Source organism: Dokdonella sp. (assembly GCF_041395345.1).
GTDB lineage: Bacteria > Pseudomonadota > Gammaproteobacteria > Xanthomonadales > Rhodanobacteraceae > Dokdonella.
The window spans coordinates 395654-414018 of sequence record NZ_JAWLAR010000001.1; the positions used below are offsets into that span (position 1 = coordinate 395654).

Genomic DNA, 18365 nt, shown 5'->3' on the forward strand with positions numbered 1-18365 from the left:
TCGGTATCCGTCAGCGTGAGCGAAACGCTGCGATGAAACCGACCACCGCGCCCAGCGCCAGGCCCGCTGCGCCGATCGAAACGCCGGACCAGCGCGGCACCTGGCTGTCCAGTATCTGCAGCAACACGGCACAGATCGCCAGGGTGGCGCCGAGCACGAGGGGCACGGCGATCCTTGCACTGCGTCGCGAGTTTGCCTCGAGCTTGCGCAGATCCTCCGAGGCAATGTGCAGCTGCAGCGAGCCGCTGGTCACCTGATCGAGATAGCTGTGCATCAGTTGCGGCATGTCGGGTGCTGCGGCCAGCCACTCCGGCACGCGTTGGCGCAGACGCTTGAGGAACATCTTCGGGCCGCGCTGCTTCTGCCAGATACGCTCCAGTACCGGGCGCGCGGTCGCCCAGATGTCGATTTCAGGATGCAGCAGTCGGCCAACCCCCTCGATATTGAGCAGGGTCTTTTGCATCAGGATCAGTTGCGGCTGCAGGGTGAGCTGATAGCGCTGCGCCATCTGGAACAGCTTGACGACCACCTCGGCCAGCGAGATTTCACTCAACGGGCGTGTGAAATACGGCTCGCAGATGGTGCGAATGGCCGATTCGAGCTCATCCATGCGCACGTCGGCAGGCATCCAGCCGGCGCGCAGGTGCAGCTCGGCGATGCGCTTGTAGTCCTGGCTGAACAGGGCCAGAAAATTCTCGGCGAGCCAGTACTGATCCTTTTCCGGCAAGGTGCCCATGATGCCGAAGTCCAGCACGATGAAGCGCGGATTCTGCGGTCGCGAGGCATCCACCCAGATATTGCCCGCATGCGCATCGGCGTGGAAGAAGTTGTCGCGGAACACTTCGGTATAGAACAGCTGCACACCCTTTTCGGCAAGGCGCACACGATCAATGCCGGCGGCATCCAGGGTGGCCAGGTCATCGACCGGAATGCCGCGCACGCGTTCCAGGGTGAGCACGCCCACGTGGGTATGCGACCAGATCACCTCGGGCACATAGAGATCATCGGAGTCGAGAAAATTGCGTCGCAGCAGGCTGGCGTTGGCGCCTTCGCGCTGCAGGTCCAGCTCGTTGCGGAGCGTCGTCTCGATTTCTGCAACGACGGCCAGCGGACGGATCTTGTCGGCGCGAGGATGCACGCGCTCAACGATTTCGCCGAGGGAGCGAAGCAGGTCGATGTCACTTTCGATACGTGCGTGGATATCCGGGCGCAGCACCTTGACGACGACCTCCCGCCCGTCCGGCAATTGTGCGGCATGGACCTGGGCTATCGAGGCAGACGCCAGCGGTTTCTCGTCGAATTGCGCATAGCGCTCCGCGATTCCGGCCCCCAACGACGACTCGATCGCCGCACGCGCCTGTGCGCCCGGAAACGGAGCGACCCTGTCCTGCAGGGCGGTCAGCTGGTCGGCGATATCGGCCGGCAGAAGGTCGCGTCGGGTCGAGAGAATCTGGCCGAACTTGACGAAAATCGGGCCGAGCTCGGTCAGCGCGAGGACCAGGCGCTTTCCGCGCGGCAAAGCGGCCACCTCGGCGGGCGCGCGGCGTACGACCAGGCGTGCCCAGCGCAACAGGCGAAAGCGATGGGATTCGTCGATGACATCATCAAGCCGGTAACGCACGATCACCGCGGCGATGCGCAGCAGGCGCGGCAGTGAGCGCAGGGACTTCCTCATGCGCGCAGCGCCGGATCCAGCCGACGGATGCGCGCTTCGAGGCGATCACCGCGTTCGCGCAATGCGTCGACCTCGTCGAGGAATTCTTCCATCTCCGGTTTCGCAATGAGGTCGCGGCTCTCCTCGACCAGATAGTCGGCGCCGTCGCGAACCAGCGAACGGGCGCTTTCTCGTGCGACCGTGAAGGCACGCCGGAACAGGCGGGCGATCTGGAATCCGACCACATCGCCGAACACTCGCGCGAACGCTTCGTCGATATCGGGTTCGAAACGCGTGGCGAGGCGCTCCAGGCGCCGCGCGAGCTCGGCATCGCCGGCAATCTCGACCTGGCCCGGCGGAACGGCCGCATCGGAATCACCGCGCAGACGTGAAAATGCCATGCCAAGCAGGCTGCCGGGTGTGGCCGATACACGCAGCTGGCTGTCGCCCGCGAAGGCGGGGCCAACAGCGAGGCGCTCGCCGTCGACCACCAGGCGCAGGGCCAGTCCGCTGCCGCGGAATTCCACTGTCACGGCACGCCCATCGAGCTTGGTCAGGGCGGATCGGGTTTCAGGATCCAGGCTCAATGCGTGATTGAGCGCCCTCTCAAGTCCTCGTCCGAGCATCTGCAGGATCGGGTTCGGTGCGCGTTGCGTTTCGGCAGGGTCGGAAATCGTCATCGGCACATTCTAGCCCGGACGCTGCCAGAGCGGCGCAGAGACTCCGGCGGACTCAAGGGGTCCGGTTCTGCATGCGCGAACGGGTCAATGCCGTGAACAGGCGACTCATGCCTTCGGCGGTACTGAGTTTGGGCGTGTAGCCGAGATCACGCTTGGCCGCGGCCAGATTGAACCAGCTTGCGTGGCTGAAAAGTTCAAGCAGGTAGGGGTTGATCAGGGGTGAAGTGCTGTCGGAGCCGGCACGGGCCGCAGTCGCCAGGGCACGCGCACTGAGTGAAGACATGCGGCGCTTCTCGGGTGGAAAGCCCCCTGCACGCAACAGCGCATTGAGAAAATTCTCGATGCTGATCGGTTCGCCCTGGCCGATGAAATAGGCCTTTCCGGCGATCGCAGAACCCGGGGCCAGCTTGTCGATGGCGAGGACATGAGCGACCGCCGCGTTCTCGATATGGCATGGATCGATCTTGCAGTCCGGCTCACCGAACAGTCGCAGCTTGCCGCGTCGGGCCAGATCGAGCAGGGCAGGAAGGATTCGCCTTTCGCCCGCGCCCCAGAGCAGATGCGGACGCAGTACGCAGGTGCCCAACTCGGAACTGTTGGCGGCCAGTACACGCTGCTCGGCCAGAGCCTTGGTATGCGGGTAGGCCGACGTCCAGCGATCGGGATAGGCCTGACTCTCGTCCACCCCAGCCAGGTCTACCTGACCCACCACCACGTTGGCGCAGGATGTCAGCAGCAGACGCGGTACTCCGACCAGTTCGCAGGCGCCGAGCATGCAGTCGGTCGTGCGCACATTGGCTTCATGCAGGGTCTCGATGCTGGCGAGCGGATCGCTGCAGCCAGCCGAATGCACGATGGCTTCGCAGCCGTCTGCAGCGGCACAGACGTCTTCGAACGCGCTGGCCTGACCATGTTTCTGCTCGACGCCGAGTTCGGCGAGTTCACGACTTTCGGCACGCACCAGCGCGCGCACCTTGTGGCCGCCGCCCACCATCGCGGCGGCAATGCTGCGGCCGAGAAATCCGCTGGCTCCAGTCAGAAGAATCTGCATGCTGTAGACACTGTGCTCGTCATCGTGCCGCTTGGCGGCACCCCCTGGACTGGAGTGTGCAGCAGTGCAGGATCAATTTCGAGTACGGGCAGGCGAAACCGTGACGTCGGACGCCCGGAAATTCCCCGGCCTTCACTGTTCCTTGATTGGAAAGGTTTCCACGGTATCGTTCGAAGGCGCGGGTCTGGTGCCAGCGGATGCTGCGTCGCCGGACTGGCAGGCATACGCCCCCCAACTCTGCTCACCGTTGGCGGCATCGCCGAGTGGCTTGATCGTGTCGGCCTGCATGCCGGCCGCTTCGTTGCGCGCCATGACTTCAAGTTCGTCATTGATCTTGATCTGGCTGCGGTCCACGGGCCCGACCTTGTCGAGCACCGATACGGTGATCTTGCCGAGGTCGCGACAGCCGCTGACATCGTCATTCCAGGCAACACGCACTTCACGCCCTGCGGAATCGAGCTTGATGCCCCAGCTGCAGGCGGCCAGAGGTGTGATCAGGATCAGGGCAACGAGGGTTTTCATTGCGGGGGCTCTCGGCAAGGGTGGCAGTGGACTCGGCGAGTTTAGGTGGGGGCGGCTGAATGGACTCGGATATGGGGTTTGATCTTGTTGTGCTCGAGGAGGACTTGCCTCTACCGAGCGTCCGTCAAAGTACGAAGGAAGCAACGCTTATGGTTTCCGACCGGATTCGTCAGCGACAGTCGAGCACGTGTCGGGCGGATACACACTCACAATCAGGCCAAAGCGCGCCCTCAGCGCACAACCTTCCCATCCACATCCAGAACCTTCACCTCCCCAAGCTTGAGCGCGCGCATCGGCTTCTCGATCTGCTTGAGGTCGCCGACGATCACCCAGGTGATCGCGTGGGGATGGATGATCTCGCGTGCCGCGGCTTCGACGTCTGCATCCTTGATGGATTCGATGCGGGACTTGAGTGTCTCGATGTAGTCATCCGGGCGATCGTAGAGGGCGTTGCGGGCGAGTACGCCAAGGACCGATCCGGTGGTTTCGAAACTGCCCGGCAGTTCGCGCACGTTGTTGAGCTTGATCTTGCTGATCTCGGCATCGGTGAGCGGTTTGTCGCCGATGATCTGGCGCGTTTCCTTGAGCACTTCGGCAATGGATTCGGCGGTCTTGTCGGTCTGCACGGACGCGTAGGTCATGAATGGCCGCTGGCCGATGGCGTCGGGAAGGAAGCTTGATGCGCCATAGGCCCAGCGCTTGTCCTCGCGCAGGTTCATGTTCAGCCGTGAGCTGAAGGTGCCGCCGAAGGCGCCATTCATGGTCTGGATCTCGAGATTGTTGGGTGCGCGCGTCGAGGGTGCGAGCAGTCCGGTCAGGATCAGCGACTGCGGCGATTCGGGGCGATCAACGAGAAAGACGCGCGGCTTCTTCTGCGCCTTGACCTTGCCGATATTCTTTTTCGGCACCGGTGTCTCGGCGCTGTCCCAGTCACCGAAGGCCTTGTCGAGCTGGGCGGTTATCTCGGCCAGGGTGGTATCGCCGGCGATCAGGATGCGGACATTGTCCGGGCGGATGAAATCGCGATGGAATTCGCGAAGGTCTGCGGCGTCCAGCGACTTGATCGAGGCTTCCGTGCCGCTGCCGGTGAACGGAATGCCATAGGCGTGCTTGTCGCCATACAGCAGGGGCGGCAGGGTGCGTAGCGCGATGCCGGTGGATTGCGTTTTTTCCTGGGCTATGGAGGACAGCCACTGACCGCGAATGCGCTCGATATCGGCGTCGCGAAAGGCCGGGTTTCGCACGATGTCGGAAAACAGGGCCAGCGAGGCCTGCAGCTGCGAGGTCAATGCGTTGAGGCTGACTCCCGAGCTGTCGAGCCCGGAGCCCGCGTTGATATAGGCGCCGAGTCGCTCGCTGCGTCGGGCAATCTCGACGGAATCAAGTTCCAGCGTGCCTTCATCGAGCATGGCCATTGCGAAGGAAGACGTACCCAGGGTGCGCCCCTGGTCGCTGGCATAGCCGGCATTGAACAGAAGTTGCAGTTGAACGACCGGAATCGTGTGGCGTTCTGCCAGGGTGATCTCGATGCCGTTCTTGAGCATGCCGTGCTGTATCGTCGGGAACTCGAGATTCGGAAATTCGCTGACCTCGGGGACGCCGGTGCTGCGATCAAGCGTGGATTTCGTGGTCGAGAATTCGGCCTTGGCCGGAATCACCGGCGCAGGCTTGCCCTCGCGCGCGGGCAGTCCCTCGGGTTCATCGGTGGCGAGGCTCTCGCCTTCGACCGCGGGCACCACGGTCAGGGTGTAGTCACCGCGCGCGATCCAGCGGTTGGCGGCGGCCTTGACCGATTCGGGGGTGGCGTCCTGGATGCGCTGAAGATCGATCTTGTAGGCAGCCGGGTCGCCGCGATAGACCTGCGACCCCGCCAGCACCGCGGCCTTGCCGCCGAAGCCGCCCACCCTTTCGAGACCGCGGACAAAGCCGGCGCGGCTGGACATGCGCGAGCGTTCCAGCTCCTCTTCGGTGGGACCCTCGGCCAGGAACTTCGACCATTCCTCGGCGATGGCTTTCTCGACGACAGTCGGATCGATCCCCTGCTTGACGTCAGCAGCAAGCTCGAACTGGCCGGCCAGGCTGAAGGGCTGGTAGGACACCGATACGCTGTCGACCAGGTTGTCCTGGTACACCAGGCGCTGGTAAAGCCGCGATGTCTTGCCGCCGCCGAGTGCGTCCGCGGCAAGATCGAGCAGCGGCCCGTCAGCATGCCCGAGTTCGGCCACGTTCCAGGAGCGGATGATGCGCACCTGGGCCACATGGTCCTTTTGCGTGCCGCGCGTCGAGGTCGAGCGTTCGGCAATCCAGACTTGCTGGCGCGGGACCGGAGGGCCGGCCGGTATATCGCCGAAATACCTGAGCATTTTCTCGCGTGCGATTTCCGGAGTGATGTCGCCGGCAAGAACGACTGTCGTGTTGGCCGCACCGTAATAGTTGTTGAACCACTGCTTCACGTCGGCCAGCGATGCGGCATCGAGATCGGCCATCGAGCCGATCGTCCTGTGCTGGTAGGGATGATTGGCCGGGAACGAGTTGAGCTGCACGTTCTCGTCGCTGCGCCCGTACGGGCGATTCTCGCCCTGGCGCTTTTCGTTCTGCACGACGCCACGCTGGGTGTCGAGTTCTTCCTGGCCGATCGCGCCGAGCAGGTGGCCCATGCGATCGGACTCCATCCACAAGGCCATGTCGAGCGCCGTGGTCGGAACCGTCTGGAAATAATTGGTGCGGTCGAACCAGGTCGTGCCATTCATGTCGGTGGCGCCAACCTGCTCGAACGGTTCGAAATAGCTGCCCTTGTGGTTCTCCGAGCCCGAGAACATCAGGTGTTCGAACAGATGGGCAAAGCCGGTCTTGCCGGCCGGCTCGTCCGCCGAGCCCACGTGATACCAGATGCTGACGGCAACCACGGGCGCCTTGTGGTCCTCATGCACGATCACGGTCAAACCGTTCGGCAAGGTGAATCGCGTGAACGGAATATCGATGCTGTCGGTGGCGGCAAGGGCCGGACCCACCAGGGCGAACAGCAGCAATACAGAGCAGAGAAACTTGCGCATGAAGATTTCCATCGGGGATCGGGCGTCGTCGGTCAGGCTAGCGTCGCGCGCATCCTGTCGCAACGGTCGTTGGTAACGAGGGGGAGTAGACTCGGGCGCATCGGCAAAAGTTCGATATTGCCGAATGAAAGGAGAAAGGCGTGGCCCAATATCTGATCACCGGCGCCAACCGCGGACTTGGCCTCGAGTTCGTCCGTCAGCTGCTCGCCCGCGGCGATCGCGTGATTGCCGCCTGCCGGCATACCGCTCGCGCATCGGAGCTCAATCAGTTCAGCGGCGAGTATCCGGGCCGCCTGAAGGTGTTGCCGCTTGAGGTTGCCGACCCTCGCTCGATCGCCGAGCTTGCGCGCGAAGTCGCCATGCTCGAGCTTCGCATCGATGTACTGATCAACAACGCAGGTGTCCTGACATCGGGCGAGACGTTTGGCGAGGTCGAGGCCAAGGCGCTGAGCCAGGCATTCGCCACCAATGCGCAAGGTCCGTTCCTGCTCACCCAGGCCCTGGCGACGCAACTGGCGGACAAGGCCCGGGTGGTCGCGATCAGTTCGGGTCTGGGCTCGATCGAGCGCACGAAGCGGTTCGGAACGCCGAGCTACAACATCAGCAAGGCAGCGCTGAACATGGCTGTGCGCCTGCTCGGACATGCGCTAGCGGAACGCGAAATCGCCGTTCTGGCATTGAGTCCGGGTTGGGTCAAAACCGACATGGGTGGCGAAAATGCCGACCTCGACGTCAGCCAGTCGGTCAGCAACATGCTCAAGGTCATCGACGCGCTGGTTTTCGATCCCGAGGCAATCGGACAATTCCTCGGCAACGGCGGAGATCCGCTGCCCTGGTGAGGCGCTGCCTCGAGCGCTGCGGCTCAGGCCAGCGTCGTGAAATCGTAGTCCAGACGCGGGCCAATCTCGGCCAGCGCGTTGCCGCGAAGATAATCGACCCCGAGCGCGGACAGTCGCGAGACGGCAGCGACATCCTCGACCGAATCCATGATCAGGTGGCGCCCCTTGACGCGCCAGGGTTGTACGACGGCACTGAACTGCACGTCGGTCAGCGCCTGCGCCGCCGTGTACTGCAGCCGCAAGGTGTCCAGCGGCAACTTGGCCCAGAGTTCGACCTGTTCAAGTCGCTCGCGCCGATCACTCAGGCCGACGCGCACACCGTAGTGACGCAGGCGCACGATGCGCTTGATGCTGTCCTTGTCCATCAGCACGGGACTGGCTTCGATCTCGACAGTCAGTCGGGTTGCGAGATGTCGGCGACGCTTCAACTCGGCTTCGAACCAGCGCCAGGGGAGATCTTTCAGCGTGTCCAGTTCGATCGGCACCAGCAGCCGCGTTTCGCGGCCGCGGTCAAATTCCTGTTGCAGGGCTTCAAAGGCGTGGAACAGGCTGGTTCGGTCAATCATGACCATGGCGCCGGCTTCACGGGCGATGCGCAGGTACTCGCGTCGATACACGCCACCGAGCGGGTTGCGATAGTCGCGCAGCTTGGCGTGTACGGAGTACAACTCACCGGCGCCGGCATTCATTGGCATCAGTGGCTGGAATTCGATCATGATGTTGCTGCCGGATTTCGCCTCCTGCACCCACTCGCGAACGATCAGCACGCGTTCGGCGGGCATCGGCTCGTAGTCGCGGCTGAGTACGCCTTCACTGCGGTTGCCGCCATGCCGGCTGGCCATGCCCTGGGCCGCAAACGCCGACGCAAACCAGTGTTGCGCGCCGTCGCCGTTGTTTTCCAGCGGCGGCAGGGCGAGGCCTGCGGAAACGGTGAGCAGGCGCGGTTCGCCGTCGACAAGAAAGGGTTTGCTGGCAATGCTGGAGCAGATGCGCTCCGCCTGCTCGAGAACTTCTGCGCTGTCGGTGCGCTGGATGAGAATGCCGAATCCGAACTCGAGCCAGATTGTCATCGCGTCGGTCTTCTTCATGACCGAAGAAAGGCGCTGCGAGATCTTTTCCTCGAGCTCGAAGATACCGGTGCGCTTGAGGGAGGCGGTCAGGGCGGGGGCCTGATCGACAGCCACCGACAGCAATACGCTGCAGCCCTCCTGCGGTGACGAGATCACCTGGGCAAGCAGGGCAAGGAAGTCCGAGCGACGCAACATGCCAGTCGCAGCAACAGCGTTCGCCGGCCTGGTATCCAGCAGCGGGCCGGTCGACTGGGCGAGGGTCTTCAGGCCGCGCGCCACCGTGCCGCTCAGGGCCGGCTTGCCGACCTCGGCCCAGGGTGAGGCGATCAGCGCCGACGCACCGGGGCCATGCAGGGCCGCCGGGATGCGGTCCGAACCGCTGCAATTGGAAACGTTCCAGCCGGCCTGTATCCACGGTGCCTGCCAGCCCTCGGGCAAGCGGGCGCCAGGCGGAAACAGCAACAGCGCGTTGCGCTGGCGCGCATCGTTGCTGGCCGGGACCTGGGGCAGGTGGTTGACCGGTTCCTCGGCGACTTCGGTGAAGGCTGCGTCCATTCTCATCTTGAATTCATCGATTCAGGTCGATGAGAGTGCAATGCAAGGGGCGGGCCAGCCTTCCTGGCGCGCGCGCCGGCCCGCCTGGCGACCCGCTCGCGACCGGCAGCGGCAGGAATTGACATCGGAAGTCGCCTGTCGCCACAGACGCGGCCCATGACACGGGATCTCCGCAAACCTTGCCAGACGACCGGACCGGATGCCCGCGGCGAGACCGGGCATCCGCTCCGGCTACCAGACTTTCACGCGCTTTTCCGGTGACAGATACGGCGCCTGTTCCCCGCCAACATCGAATGCGCCGTACCAGCCTTCAAATTTGCGGACGGTTTGCGCAAGGGACATGCCCGGCGCATGGACATTGGTCAGGATCCCGTTGCGCAAGGCTTTTTCCCGATACTTGCCACGCCAGATCTGGGCCCAGCCGAGGAATACGTGCTGCTAGGGCGAGAATCCACCCAGCTCCGGCGCCGGTGATCCTGCATGCGCCATCGCGCAGGCATCGAACGCAGTTGCCAGCCCGGCAACGTCACCCCTTGCTCGTTGAGGAAGGCTCATTGTCACGAACCATCAGGCGGTTCGGCGGGATGCGTGCGAATCTGGTCCAGTTTCGTGTTCAGCCATTCCGCGCTCGGTACCGGGGTCTCTCCGGGACAGCGCACCTGGTACGGCTCACCGCTCATGCTGCTCCTGGTTGCGGCCAGCGCAATGAAGGAGTCGGCGGTGGTCAACAGATCCTTTCGTTCGAGATAGTCCAGTTTGCGCTGCAGGTGGCTTGCAGCCTTCGATCCTGCATACCAGCGTCCGTTGCGATAGAACTCGCAGTCAGAACCGGCCAGCGCGTCAAGCAGGGCCGTGACTTCGGCTCGCGTCGCCGGGGGCAGAGGATTCGCCGGAGCAGAGCTCGCCAGGAGCGCCAGCGAAATGAACAGCAGGGTGTGCCTCATGGAATTGTGCCTTGCTTCGGATCATTGGCAGAAGCGATATCCGAGAAGACAGTTGATGCCAAGTGGAGCTGCCATGCAAGTGACCACTGACGCATGGCTCATCAGGGTTGATCGCATACACTGGCATCAACGTTCGAGCAGGCGGTTTGCATGCGCAGAACAGGATTCGCTATCAGGGTTGGGTCGGAGCGAGGCTCGGCGGCATGTCTGATCCTTGCCGTGGTCTGCCTGCTGGCATCGCCAGCCGCGCTGGCCGCCGGCATGTACCCGGTCGATCCCGGCCAGTCGCTTCAACTCCAAGCCGACGAAGGACTGCTCGTGGTCGTGCTCGATTCCAGCGTCGCCCTGGATGTCGTAGTCATGCGCAAGCAGCATTCGATCGCCAGCTCGGCTGTATTGCGCAGGGCCGGCCCGGGCCGCAGCTTCCAGTTGTTCAGGGTCGCGGCCGGGCGCTATGCCTGGGACAGTCTGCGCACGCAAGCGGGTCAGACATTCAAGCTCGAGGACAATCCGGAGTTTCACTTTGTGGTGCCCGCGGGCCAGGTCGCCTACCCAGGTGAACTGGTATTCGATCCGGCCGGCAGCGGCAGTGCGCACATTTATACGGTCAATCACGGATTGGCTGCCATTGACTGGATCGAGTCGGAGCACGCCGCCGTGTACGCACGCTATCCGTTCGTCTATTCGGGTCACTACACCGATCCGTTTCCCGAGTTCTATCGCGGCCTGCGTGCGCAGGCGACAGCCAGGACAAGACCGCATGCCGCCTTCCGTGCGCCGCCGCAGCCGGGTCCGTTGCCGTTGCCGATCGACAGGCTCTGGCAGGCCGAACGCCAGATCCGGACCAGTGTCAGCCCGAATGGCCGGCTGTTGGCGGTGCAGACCCGGGAGCCGGACGCCGACCAGTGGGTCGTCAGCATGGTCGACCTGGAAGCCGGCGAGCGCCAACCGCTCACCACAAGCGAGTTCGAATTTGAGTCCCTGAACTGGTCGGGCAATGAAACCCTGTTGCTTTCGTTTCTTGACGCGAGCGGAACGCCCGGTGTCTCGATCTTTCATGTTGCGACTGAAGCCAGTGGCCGGCATCGATACACGGAACTGGATTTCAGGCGCAAGGGACGGGTTCTGGATGTGCTTCCGGATGAGCCGCGCTACATCCTGTTCGCTTCGAGCGGCCGCGGCGGTCGCCTGCTCGTGCACAAGCTGGACGTGTCCAGGCAAGATTCTCTGAGCCAGTTTCGCGCCGATCCGGCCGACCGCATCAACGTCGGATTGAAGGATGAGCGTTGGTGGTTTACCGACGGCAGCGGCCAGCTCAGTGTTGCTGTCGTGATTCGTGACGGAGCGGGTGTGCTGATGAACCGGCAGGGCGACCGTTTCGTCGAATTCTTCCGCATGACTCCCGGCACCGGATTTCAGCCTTCGGCCTTGTCCGCCGACGGCAAGTCGATGATTGGCCTGAGCGAACTCGATCGCGGGCAGCATGAGCTGGTGGAATTTGACATAGCCAGCCAGCGCATTTCACGAACCCTGTTCCGCAAGCCGGGGGTCGACATCGTCGAGCCGCTGTTTGATGCACGCCTGAATCCGATTGGCGCGCAGTACTACGAGGGTGGCCAACTGGTCAGCGAGTACTTTGACCGACACGACCGCGAGCGCGCCGAGGTGATCGGCAAGGCATTTCCCGGACGCAGTGTCTCGGTGATCGACCAGAGCGAGGATTCCAGCCAGTTGATCCTGCGCGTGGATGGCCCTGGGTCCCCACCGCAAATCCATCACCTGGACACGCGTTCCGGCAAGGCAGCACTGATCGAGGAGAGCATGCCGTGGCTGGCGCAGTATCCGTTCGCGCCAACGAAGGTGCTGACGGTCCGCGGCACGGACGGCCTGCAGATCGATGCCTTTCTCACCTTGCCATCGGGTGCTGCGCCCCGACCCCTGGTCGTGATGCCACACGGCGGTCCGGTCGGGGTCAGCGACCATTTGCATTTCGATCGCCAAGTGCAATTTCTCGCTTCGCTCGGCTATGCCGTCCTGCGCGTCAACTATCGCGGCTCCGACGGCTATGGTCGGGCCTTCCGCGAGGCCGGTCATCACCAGTTCGGCGGCCTGATCGAAGACGATATCGATGCGGCGCTGAAGCAGGCGCTGGCGCAGTATCCGCTGGATCCCAATCGCATGTGCACGCTCGGATTCAGCTATGGCGGGTATTCGGCGTTGATCGCGGTCGCGCGTGATCCGGACAGGTATCGGTGCGCGATCTCGGTGTCAGGCGTGACCGATCGTCTGCTTTTCTTCACCGCCAGCGACTCCGGGCGCACCCGGCAGGGTCGAATCAGACTCGAAACGATCATCGGCGATCCCAACACCCAACTCGAGCAGATGATCGAGACCTCGCCGCTGTATCGGCACGCCGACATCCGCGTACCGGTCATGCTGGTGCACGGAAAACAGGATCCACGCGTGGATTTCGAGCACGCCCTGCGCCTGCAACGCCTGCTGGATCTGGACGGGCGTCCGCCCGTCGGGCTGGTTTTCGAAAATGCCGGTCATGGTTTCGAGGACGAGCAGGAGTTCGAAGCGCTATGGAGCGGCATCGCCGGTTTCCTGAGCGAAAACCTCAAGTCCGGCGCGGAATGACTGCGCCACGCTGATCTGCGCTCATGGACCCGCGCGGACTTGCGATCACGGCAGCCGACGCGATGCCTCTGCCGCGAGATTCGATGCGGCGCGCTGTTGTTTTGGCACAACAGTTGCATGTCGCTCGGCCGTGCCCCGGCCGCGGTATTCGCCCGCGTCCGTCCCCCGAAATCGAAATGGAGAAAAGTCCCGATGGACGCAGCCGTACGCTTGTTCAGGCCCCTTCGCCTCCGCCTCGCCACGATTGTTCTGGCGACTCTCGCGTTTGCAACGACGGCCCAGGCCGACGTGGTCAGCGACAACGCCGCCAACTGGTTGATCAGCCAGCAGATCACGACCGGCCCGACCGCCGGTGCCTTCCCCTGGACTCCGGGACAGGCCGCAACTTCGAATACCCAGGGCGCCTCCGCGCTCGGCCTGCTGCGAGCCTGGGAGCGCAGTGGAAATCCGGCCTTTCTTGCCGCGGCGGCCGCCAACGGCGCCTGCCAGATCAATGACTGCGTGCCCGGCATGACCTACGGCGACGGCCAGCATCGTTTTGCCACGCACGATCCGCTGTTCCTCGAGCAACTCTCGATCGATTCGGGTGATCCGCAGTACGCAGACTTTGCCGATACCGAATTCTGGGCACGCCTGACCGCCGGCATCTACGGTGCATCGGCCAACCTCGACGCCGCTGGCTACGCGAATGCCGTGCTCGGCTCGAGGACCAGCCAGAACATTCCCGAGCTCGCCGCGTGGGACCTGTCCAAGGCTGCCATCGCTGCTCAGCTGGCCGGTGAGACGGTCGCCCGCGACGCCTTCATGCAGGCCATTCTCGGCAGTCTGAATGCCTCGGACGCCGCGCACTCGACCTATGACGTGGTGGGACTGACCGGAGCAATCTGGGCCTCTGCCGTGACCGGCATCGACCTCGACCCGACCAGCGGCAAGTGGGCGGCGGCCAACAGCACCGCGCAGCTCGCCAACCTGATGCTTGCCTGGCAAGCACCGGGTGGCGGCTTCGTCGGCAGTACCGCTGCCGCGGGTGGCGCCATCGATACCAACGCGGACAGCCAGACCACCGCATTCGCGATGCAGGCACTGGATGCGCTGAATGCCTCCGCCTACGCCAGCGAAATCACGAGCGGTTTCGCTTTCATCACCAGCTTGCAGGAGCCGTCCGGGGAATTCCTTGGCTACATCGGCGCTGCGCCGGGATCACAAGGTGCCGTGGAGAGTCATGGTGAAACGCTGGAGGCCTACGCCTCGATCACCCAGCGCCCGAACGTCGTCTATGTCGATGATGACTTCCTTGGCGATATCCCGGGCCAGCCCGAAAGCTTCACCCATCCGCAGGTCAATGGCGGTATTGCCGTGCCTGCCACATATGGCGTCGATGCGTTTGCCAGCATTTCGGCAGCGCTGGCTGAAGTTCAGGTCGGCGGCACGATCTACGTGGCGAAGGGCCTGTATCCGGAATCCGACGGCAATGGCGGCAACCTGGTCATTACCCGATCCGTCAGCGTGATCGGCGAGCAGGCGGGCGTCGATGCACGTACGCGCAGCAGTGCCGATGCCGACGAGACGATCGTGGTTCCTGCGGTCGCCCAGGCCGGGCTCGGCTATGGCTCCTACGAGACATCGGTCGTCGACATGTCCGGTGGTGGCATCGTTCTCGATGGCCTGGTCATCGATGGCGACAATCCGGGCCTGAATTCGGGCGTCGCATTCAACGGCGCCGATCCTGACGTTGCAGGGGGCATCTACGCGCAGGGCAACGACAACGACCTGCAGAACCTTGTCATCCGCAACATTGTCTATGCAGGCATTGACGGCTATGCCATCGGTGCTGCCGTTGGCGGAAATATCATTCGTCACAACCGCTTCGTCAACATCACTCGACCATCGGTATGGGGTCGCGGCATCATCCTGCAGGAAAATTTCTACGCCCAGGTCACCGAAAACCTGTTTGGCGAAGTGCGCGTGGGCGTACAGACCAACAACAACCACCGCGCAGCACCGCTCGGCTTTGCGCCGTCGATCAGCGGCAACGAAATCCACGCCGCCCGCACGGGCATCTTCCACAACCTGTTCTACCAGAACGCGACGACCTACACGATTGCGGACAACCAGTTCATCGCGGTCGACAATGTCGCAGAGACGGGCGAGTGGTCGGGCCTCTGGATCGAATCCATGGGCGGCGCCCAGACCACCGTGGTCAGCAACAACGTGATTGACGGCAGCGCAGTCGTTGCCAGCCGCGCCAGTGTCGGCTACCTGCTCAACAACATCACCAGCACGGTCAGCAGTTCCAGCCTGATCGACGGTGGAACTGTCGTCGGCGTCGGTGCCGGCGTGCAGGCTACCGACGCGACCTTCTACACCGGTCCGGTCAACGACATGATCGTGCGCAATGTGGCCTTCTCTGACATCACCGTGGGTGCATTTTATGTCGAGGACACGACGCAGCAGGCCGGCTCGGCAAAACTCACGATCGGTGCAGGCAATAGCTACACAAACGTGACGCACGTGCTGGCCCTGGCTGGCGCGGCTCCCGTTGTCGCCTTCACGGATGGAATCACCGGCGTCGACAATGTCTTCGTGCGTTCCGCGAACGGTTACTACAACGATCCGGGTTCGATGAGCTACACCGTCGCCAATGCCGCAATCAACAGCGGCATCGGCTATGCCCTGGTCGGCGGCAGTGTCGATGTTGAAGCGGGCAGCTTCAGCCAGAACGTCATCATCAACAAGGGCATCGCCTTGCGCGGGCCGTTCCTCGGCGTCCCCGGCCATGATGTCGGCCGAACCGGCGCCGGCGAAGCGGTAATTACGCCGCCGATCGGACGCGCGGTACGCATCAACGCAGACAACGTCCGCCTTGACGGCTTCACCATTGCGGATGTGAATGACAGCGCGATCGTCTCCGGTGGCAACTATGGCGGCGGCTCGACCGATGTCGAAGTCGTCAACAACCGTGTACTTGACGTGCACAGCGGCTCGGCCCTCTACACGAACGGCGATATCGTCACGGGTCGGGTCACCAACTGGAGGGTCAGCGACAACCTGTTCCGCAACATCGATTCCGCGATCGGATCGGGTATCAATCTCTGGAAAGCCACTGGCGGGACGATCGATGGCAACCGCATCGAGAACTCCGGATTCGGTGGCATCCAGCTCAACAACAGCAGAGATATCGACATCACCGACAACCGCATCATCAACACGGTGGCAAACGGCATCAACGTCGCGATTTCGCAGAGTGTCAAAGTCATCGGAAACCAGATCAGCGACGCCAATACTTCCAATGACGCGAATGCCGCCGGCCTGACCCTGTATGGCGGCAGCAGCAATGTCGTCATGATGTGCAACGCGGTGGACGGTTCCGGCAACAACGGCTTTAGCACATCGACGGGCATCCCGGATCCGTTCTCCGGCATCCGCGTGTTCGACAATGCGCTGGCCGTCAACAGCAACATCAGCCACAACCTGGCCCAGGGCATCGACATCGGTTCGAACTGGTATGGCGGCAGCGCGGCGACGATTTCAGGCTTGAATGCGATGGGGGCGCATGTGGCCGACCCGCTGCCGGCGACGCCGATCGGTACGGACGTCTGCAACACCCCCGATCCGGATACCGCCAATAATCCAACCGCGATCGTGGCCTACGCCGGCAGCGGCCAGTCGACGCTGGTGAACACGGCGTTTGCGAACCCGCTGCAAGCGCGCGTGGTGGACACATTGGGCGGTGCGGTGATGGGCGAGACGGTGGACTTCAGTGCGCCGATCAGCGGAGCCACGGCCGTGCTTGGCACGCTCAGCGGCACGACGGACTTCAACGGCGTGCTTGCGAGCACGGCCACGGCCAACAATCTGGCCGGCAGCTACATGGTCAGCGCAGCCAGTGGTGTGCTGAGCCCGAATGCCGGCTTCAGCCTGACCAACGATCCGATCATCGGCACGGTGACGTGGGACGAGCTGAGTTTTGTCTACGACGGCAACACGCATGTGGCGACGGCGTTCATCACCGAAGAGCCGGGCACGGCCTGCGTGGTGACCCCGGTGTTCGGCCCGAATGTCGGTGACTACGCGGTCAGCGCCACCTGCAACGGCACGACCTATGCCGCCAGCGGCACGAACACGGCCAGCATCACGCCGGCCGATGCGACCCTGGCGCTCAGCAATCTGGTCCAGGTCTTCGACGGCACGCCGAAGTCGGCCACGGTGTCCTCGACGCCGAGTGGCGTGGCCTACAGCGTGACCTACAACGGCAGCGCCACGGCGCCGAGCGCGGTGGGCGTGTACGCCGTGGTCGCGACGATCACCGACGGCAACTACACCGGCCCGCAGGCCAGTGGCGTGCTGCAGATCATCGAGGCCGATGCGCCGGATCTGGCGGTGACGATCACCGACAACCGCAGCTTTGTGCAGTACGGAAAGCTGCTGACCTACACGATCGTGGTCAACAACCCGGGCAACACGGACATCAGCGGTGCCAGCGTGGTCAGCAATCTGCCGATCACCCTGCTCAACGCGAGCCCGAGCTGGGAATGCGTACAGGTCAGCCCGGGTGCCTCGTGCACGCCGAGCGGCACGGGCAACCTGAACGACGCGGCGCTGGGCATTCCGGCTGGTGGTGGCGTGGTCTACCTGTTCAATGCGTGGGTGGACGACAACGCCTCGCTGCCGACCGATCTGATCGAGACCGAAGTGACGGTCACGGCCGCGAGCGACAGCAATCCCGGCAACGACAGCGCCACGGACCTGACCCAGATCGTGATCTTCCGCGACGGTTTTGATCCGGGAGGTGACGGTGCCGAGGACGGCGACTCGCTGGTCAATCCGGACACGGCCAGCACGCTGGCGGGCGACACGGTGAAGACACTGGCCCTGGCCGGTGCCTGGACCAGTGAGGGCCGGATCGTCGAACTGGCCCGCATCGGCAACGGCGAGGCCCGCTACGAAGTCCAGGCCCTGCGCACGAGCCAGCAGTTGCTGGTGCGTCTGCTCGGCCCGGACCGGGTCAGTGCCTGGACGGCCGTGGCCGAGGGCACGGCGCAGCTGGCGATCGGCCTGGCCGAAGGGCAGCTGTTGCTGGTCGGCGGCAGGGACGACCTGCAGCTGGCACTCGCATCAACCTCGGGCCTGACGATCCACTTGCCACGCGCGGACTAGCACCAGGCAAGCATCCAAACTGAGCAGCCGCCGGCCCAAGGGTCGGCGGCTTTTTTGTGCATCGATTGGCACATGTAGACGTTTGCTGTGTCATCGTGCCGCCTCGGCTGGAGTACGGATTCATCTGCGGGAACTATCCTTCGCAAGCCTCTCGACAGGTCTTTTCAAGACTATTGCCACCGTGCTGCTTCGTTCAGGTA

The 18365-nt window shown here is 63.4% G+C and carries 10 protein-coding genes and 1 pseudogene; 3 read left to right on the forward strand and 8 right to left on the reverse strand.

The window, feature by feature from the left end; translation table 11 throughout:
- Positions 1-10: 10 nt before the first annotated feature.
- The 5 genes from ubiB to R3F00_RS01910 form a co-directional block, all read right to left on the reverse strand.
- Positions 11-1663, reverse strand: coding sequence for a ubiquinone biosynthesis regulatory protein kinase UbiB (gene ubiB, locus R3F00_RS01890; RefSeq protein ID WP_371280033.1), 1653 nt, complete (start codon positions 1661-1663; stop codon positions 11-13).
- Between the two features lie 8 nt (positions 1664-1671).
- Positions 1672-2334 carry an SCP2 domain-containing protein gene (locus tag R3F00_RS01895; protein ID WP_371279996.1) on the reverse strand — a complete coding sequence of 221 codons (663 nt, stop codon included), beginning with the start codon at positions 2332-2334 and terminating at the stop codon, positions 1672-1674.
- 52 nt (positions 2335-2386) lie between these two features.
- Positions 2387-3385 carry an NAD-dependent epimerase/dehydratase family protein gene (locus R3F00_RS01900; protein ID WP_371279997.1) on the reverse strand — a complete coding sequence of 333 codons (999 nt, stop codon included), beginning with the start codon at positions 3383-3385 and terminating at the stop codon, positions 2387-2389.
- Between the two features lie 132 nt (positions 3386-3517).
- Positions 3518-3907 (reverse strand): DUF4156 domain-containing protein, encoded by a 390-nt coding sequence (locus R3F00_RS01905; RefSeq protein ID WP_371279998.1) that lies wholly within the window; start codon positions 3905-3907, stop codon positions 3518-3520.
- A gap of 230 nt (positions 3908-4137) precedes the next feature.
- On the reverse strand, positions 4138-6960 hold the full coding sequence (locus tag R3F00_RS01910; protein ID WP_371279999.1) for a M16 family metallopeptidase: 2823 nt from the start codon (positions 6958-6960) through the stop codon (positions 4138-4140).
- 140 nt (positions 6961-7100) lie between these two features.
- Between R3F00_RS01910 and R3F00_RS01915 the strand changes: the two genes are divergently transcribed.
- Positions 7101-7799, forward strand: coding sequence for an SDR family oxidoreductase (locus tag R3F00_RS01915; protein ID WP_371280000.1), 699 nt, complete (start codon positions 7101-7103; stop codon positions 7797-7799).
- A gap of 23 nt (positions 7800-7822) precedes the next feature.
- Here R3F00_RS01915 and R3F00_RS01920 read toward each other — a convergent pair whose 3' ends face one another.
- The 3 genes and pseudogenes from R3F00_RS01920 to R3F00_RS01930 all read right to left on the reverse strand — a co-directional run bounded on the left by R3F00_RS01920 (position 7823) and on the right by R3F00_RS01930 (position 10368).
- Positions 7823-9430, reverse strand: coding sequence for an EAL domain-containing protein (locus R3F00_RS01920; RefSeq protein ID WP_371280001.1), 1608 nt, complete (start codon positions 9428-9430; stop codon positions 7823-7825).
- Between the two features lie 225 nt (positions 9431-9655).
- Positions 9656-9850: pseudogene (locus R3F00_RS01925) on the reverse strand (hypothetical protein); the annotation flags it as partial.
- Positions 9851-9981: 131 nt separating this feature from the next.
- A complete protein-coding gene (locus R3F00_RS01930; RefSeq protein WP_371280002.1) occupies positions 9982-10368 on the reverse strand; it encodes a DUF5329 domain-containing protein in 387 nt (128 codons plus the stop codon).
- A gap of 150 nt (positions 10369-10518) precedes the next feature.
- On the opposite strand from R3F00_RS01930, the gene R3F00_RS01935 reads away from it, so the two are divergent.
- Both R3F00_RS01935 and R3F00_RS01940 read left to right on the forward strand, forming a co-directional pair.
- Positions 10519-13008 carry an alpha/beta hydrolase family protein gene (locus R3F00_RS01935; protein ID WP_371280003.1) on the forward strand — a complete coding sequence of 830 codons (2490 nt, stop codon included), beginning with the start codon at positions 10519-10521 and terminating at the stop codon, positions 13006-13008.
- A 192-nt stretch (positions 13009-13200) separates the two neighbouring features.
- The gene (locus R3F00_RS01940) at positions 13201-18165 is read left to right on the forward strand and encodes an MBG domain-containing protein (RefSeq protein WP_371280004.1); all 4965 of its coding nucleotides are present in this window, start codon (positions 13201-13203) and stop codon (positions 18163-18165) included.
- The last annotated feature ends 200 nt before the right edge of the window (positions 18166-18365 follow it).

Excerpts from the sequence above, each read along its gene's own strand:
- R3F00_RS01900 (WP_371279997.1), bottom strand. The coding sequence starts at position 3,385 with ATGCAGATTCTTCTGACTGGAGCCAGCGGATTTCTCGGCCGCAGCATT.
- R3F00_RS01920 (WP_371280001.1), bottom strand. The coding sequence starts at position 9,430 with ATGAGAATGGACGCAGCCTTCACCGAAGTCGCCGAGGAACCGGTCAAC.
- R3F00_RS01930 (WP_371280002.1), bottom strand. The coding sequence starts at position 10,368 with ATGAGGCACACCCTGCTGTTCATTTCGCTGGCGCTCCTGGCGAGCTCT.
- R3F00_RS01940 (WP_371280004.1), top strand. The coding sequence starts at position 13,201 with ATGGACGCAGCCGTACGCTTGTTCAGGCCCCTTCGCCTCCGCCTCGCC.
- R3F00_RS01935 (WP_371280003.1), top strand. The coding sequence starts at position 10,519 with ATGCGCAGAACAGGATTCGCTATCAGGGTTGGGTCGGAGCGAGGCTCG.
- R3F00_RS01905 (WP_371279998.1), bottom strand. The coding sequence starts at position 3,907 with ATGAAAACCCTCGTTGCCCTGATCCTGATCACACCTCTGGCCGCCTGC.
- R3F00_RS01895 (WP_371279996.1), bottom strand. The coding sequence starts at position 2,334 with ATGACGATTTCCGACCCTGCCGAAACGCAACGCGCACCGAACCCGATC.
- R3F00_RS01910 (WP_371279999.1), bottom strand. The coding sequence starts at position 6,960 with ATGCGCAAGTTTCTCTGCTCTGTATTGCTGCTGTTCGCCCTGGTGGGT.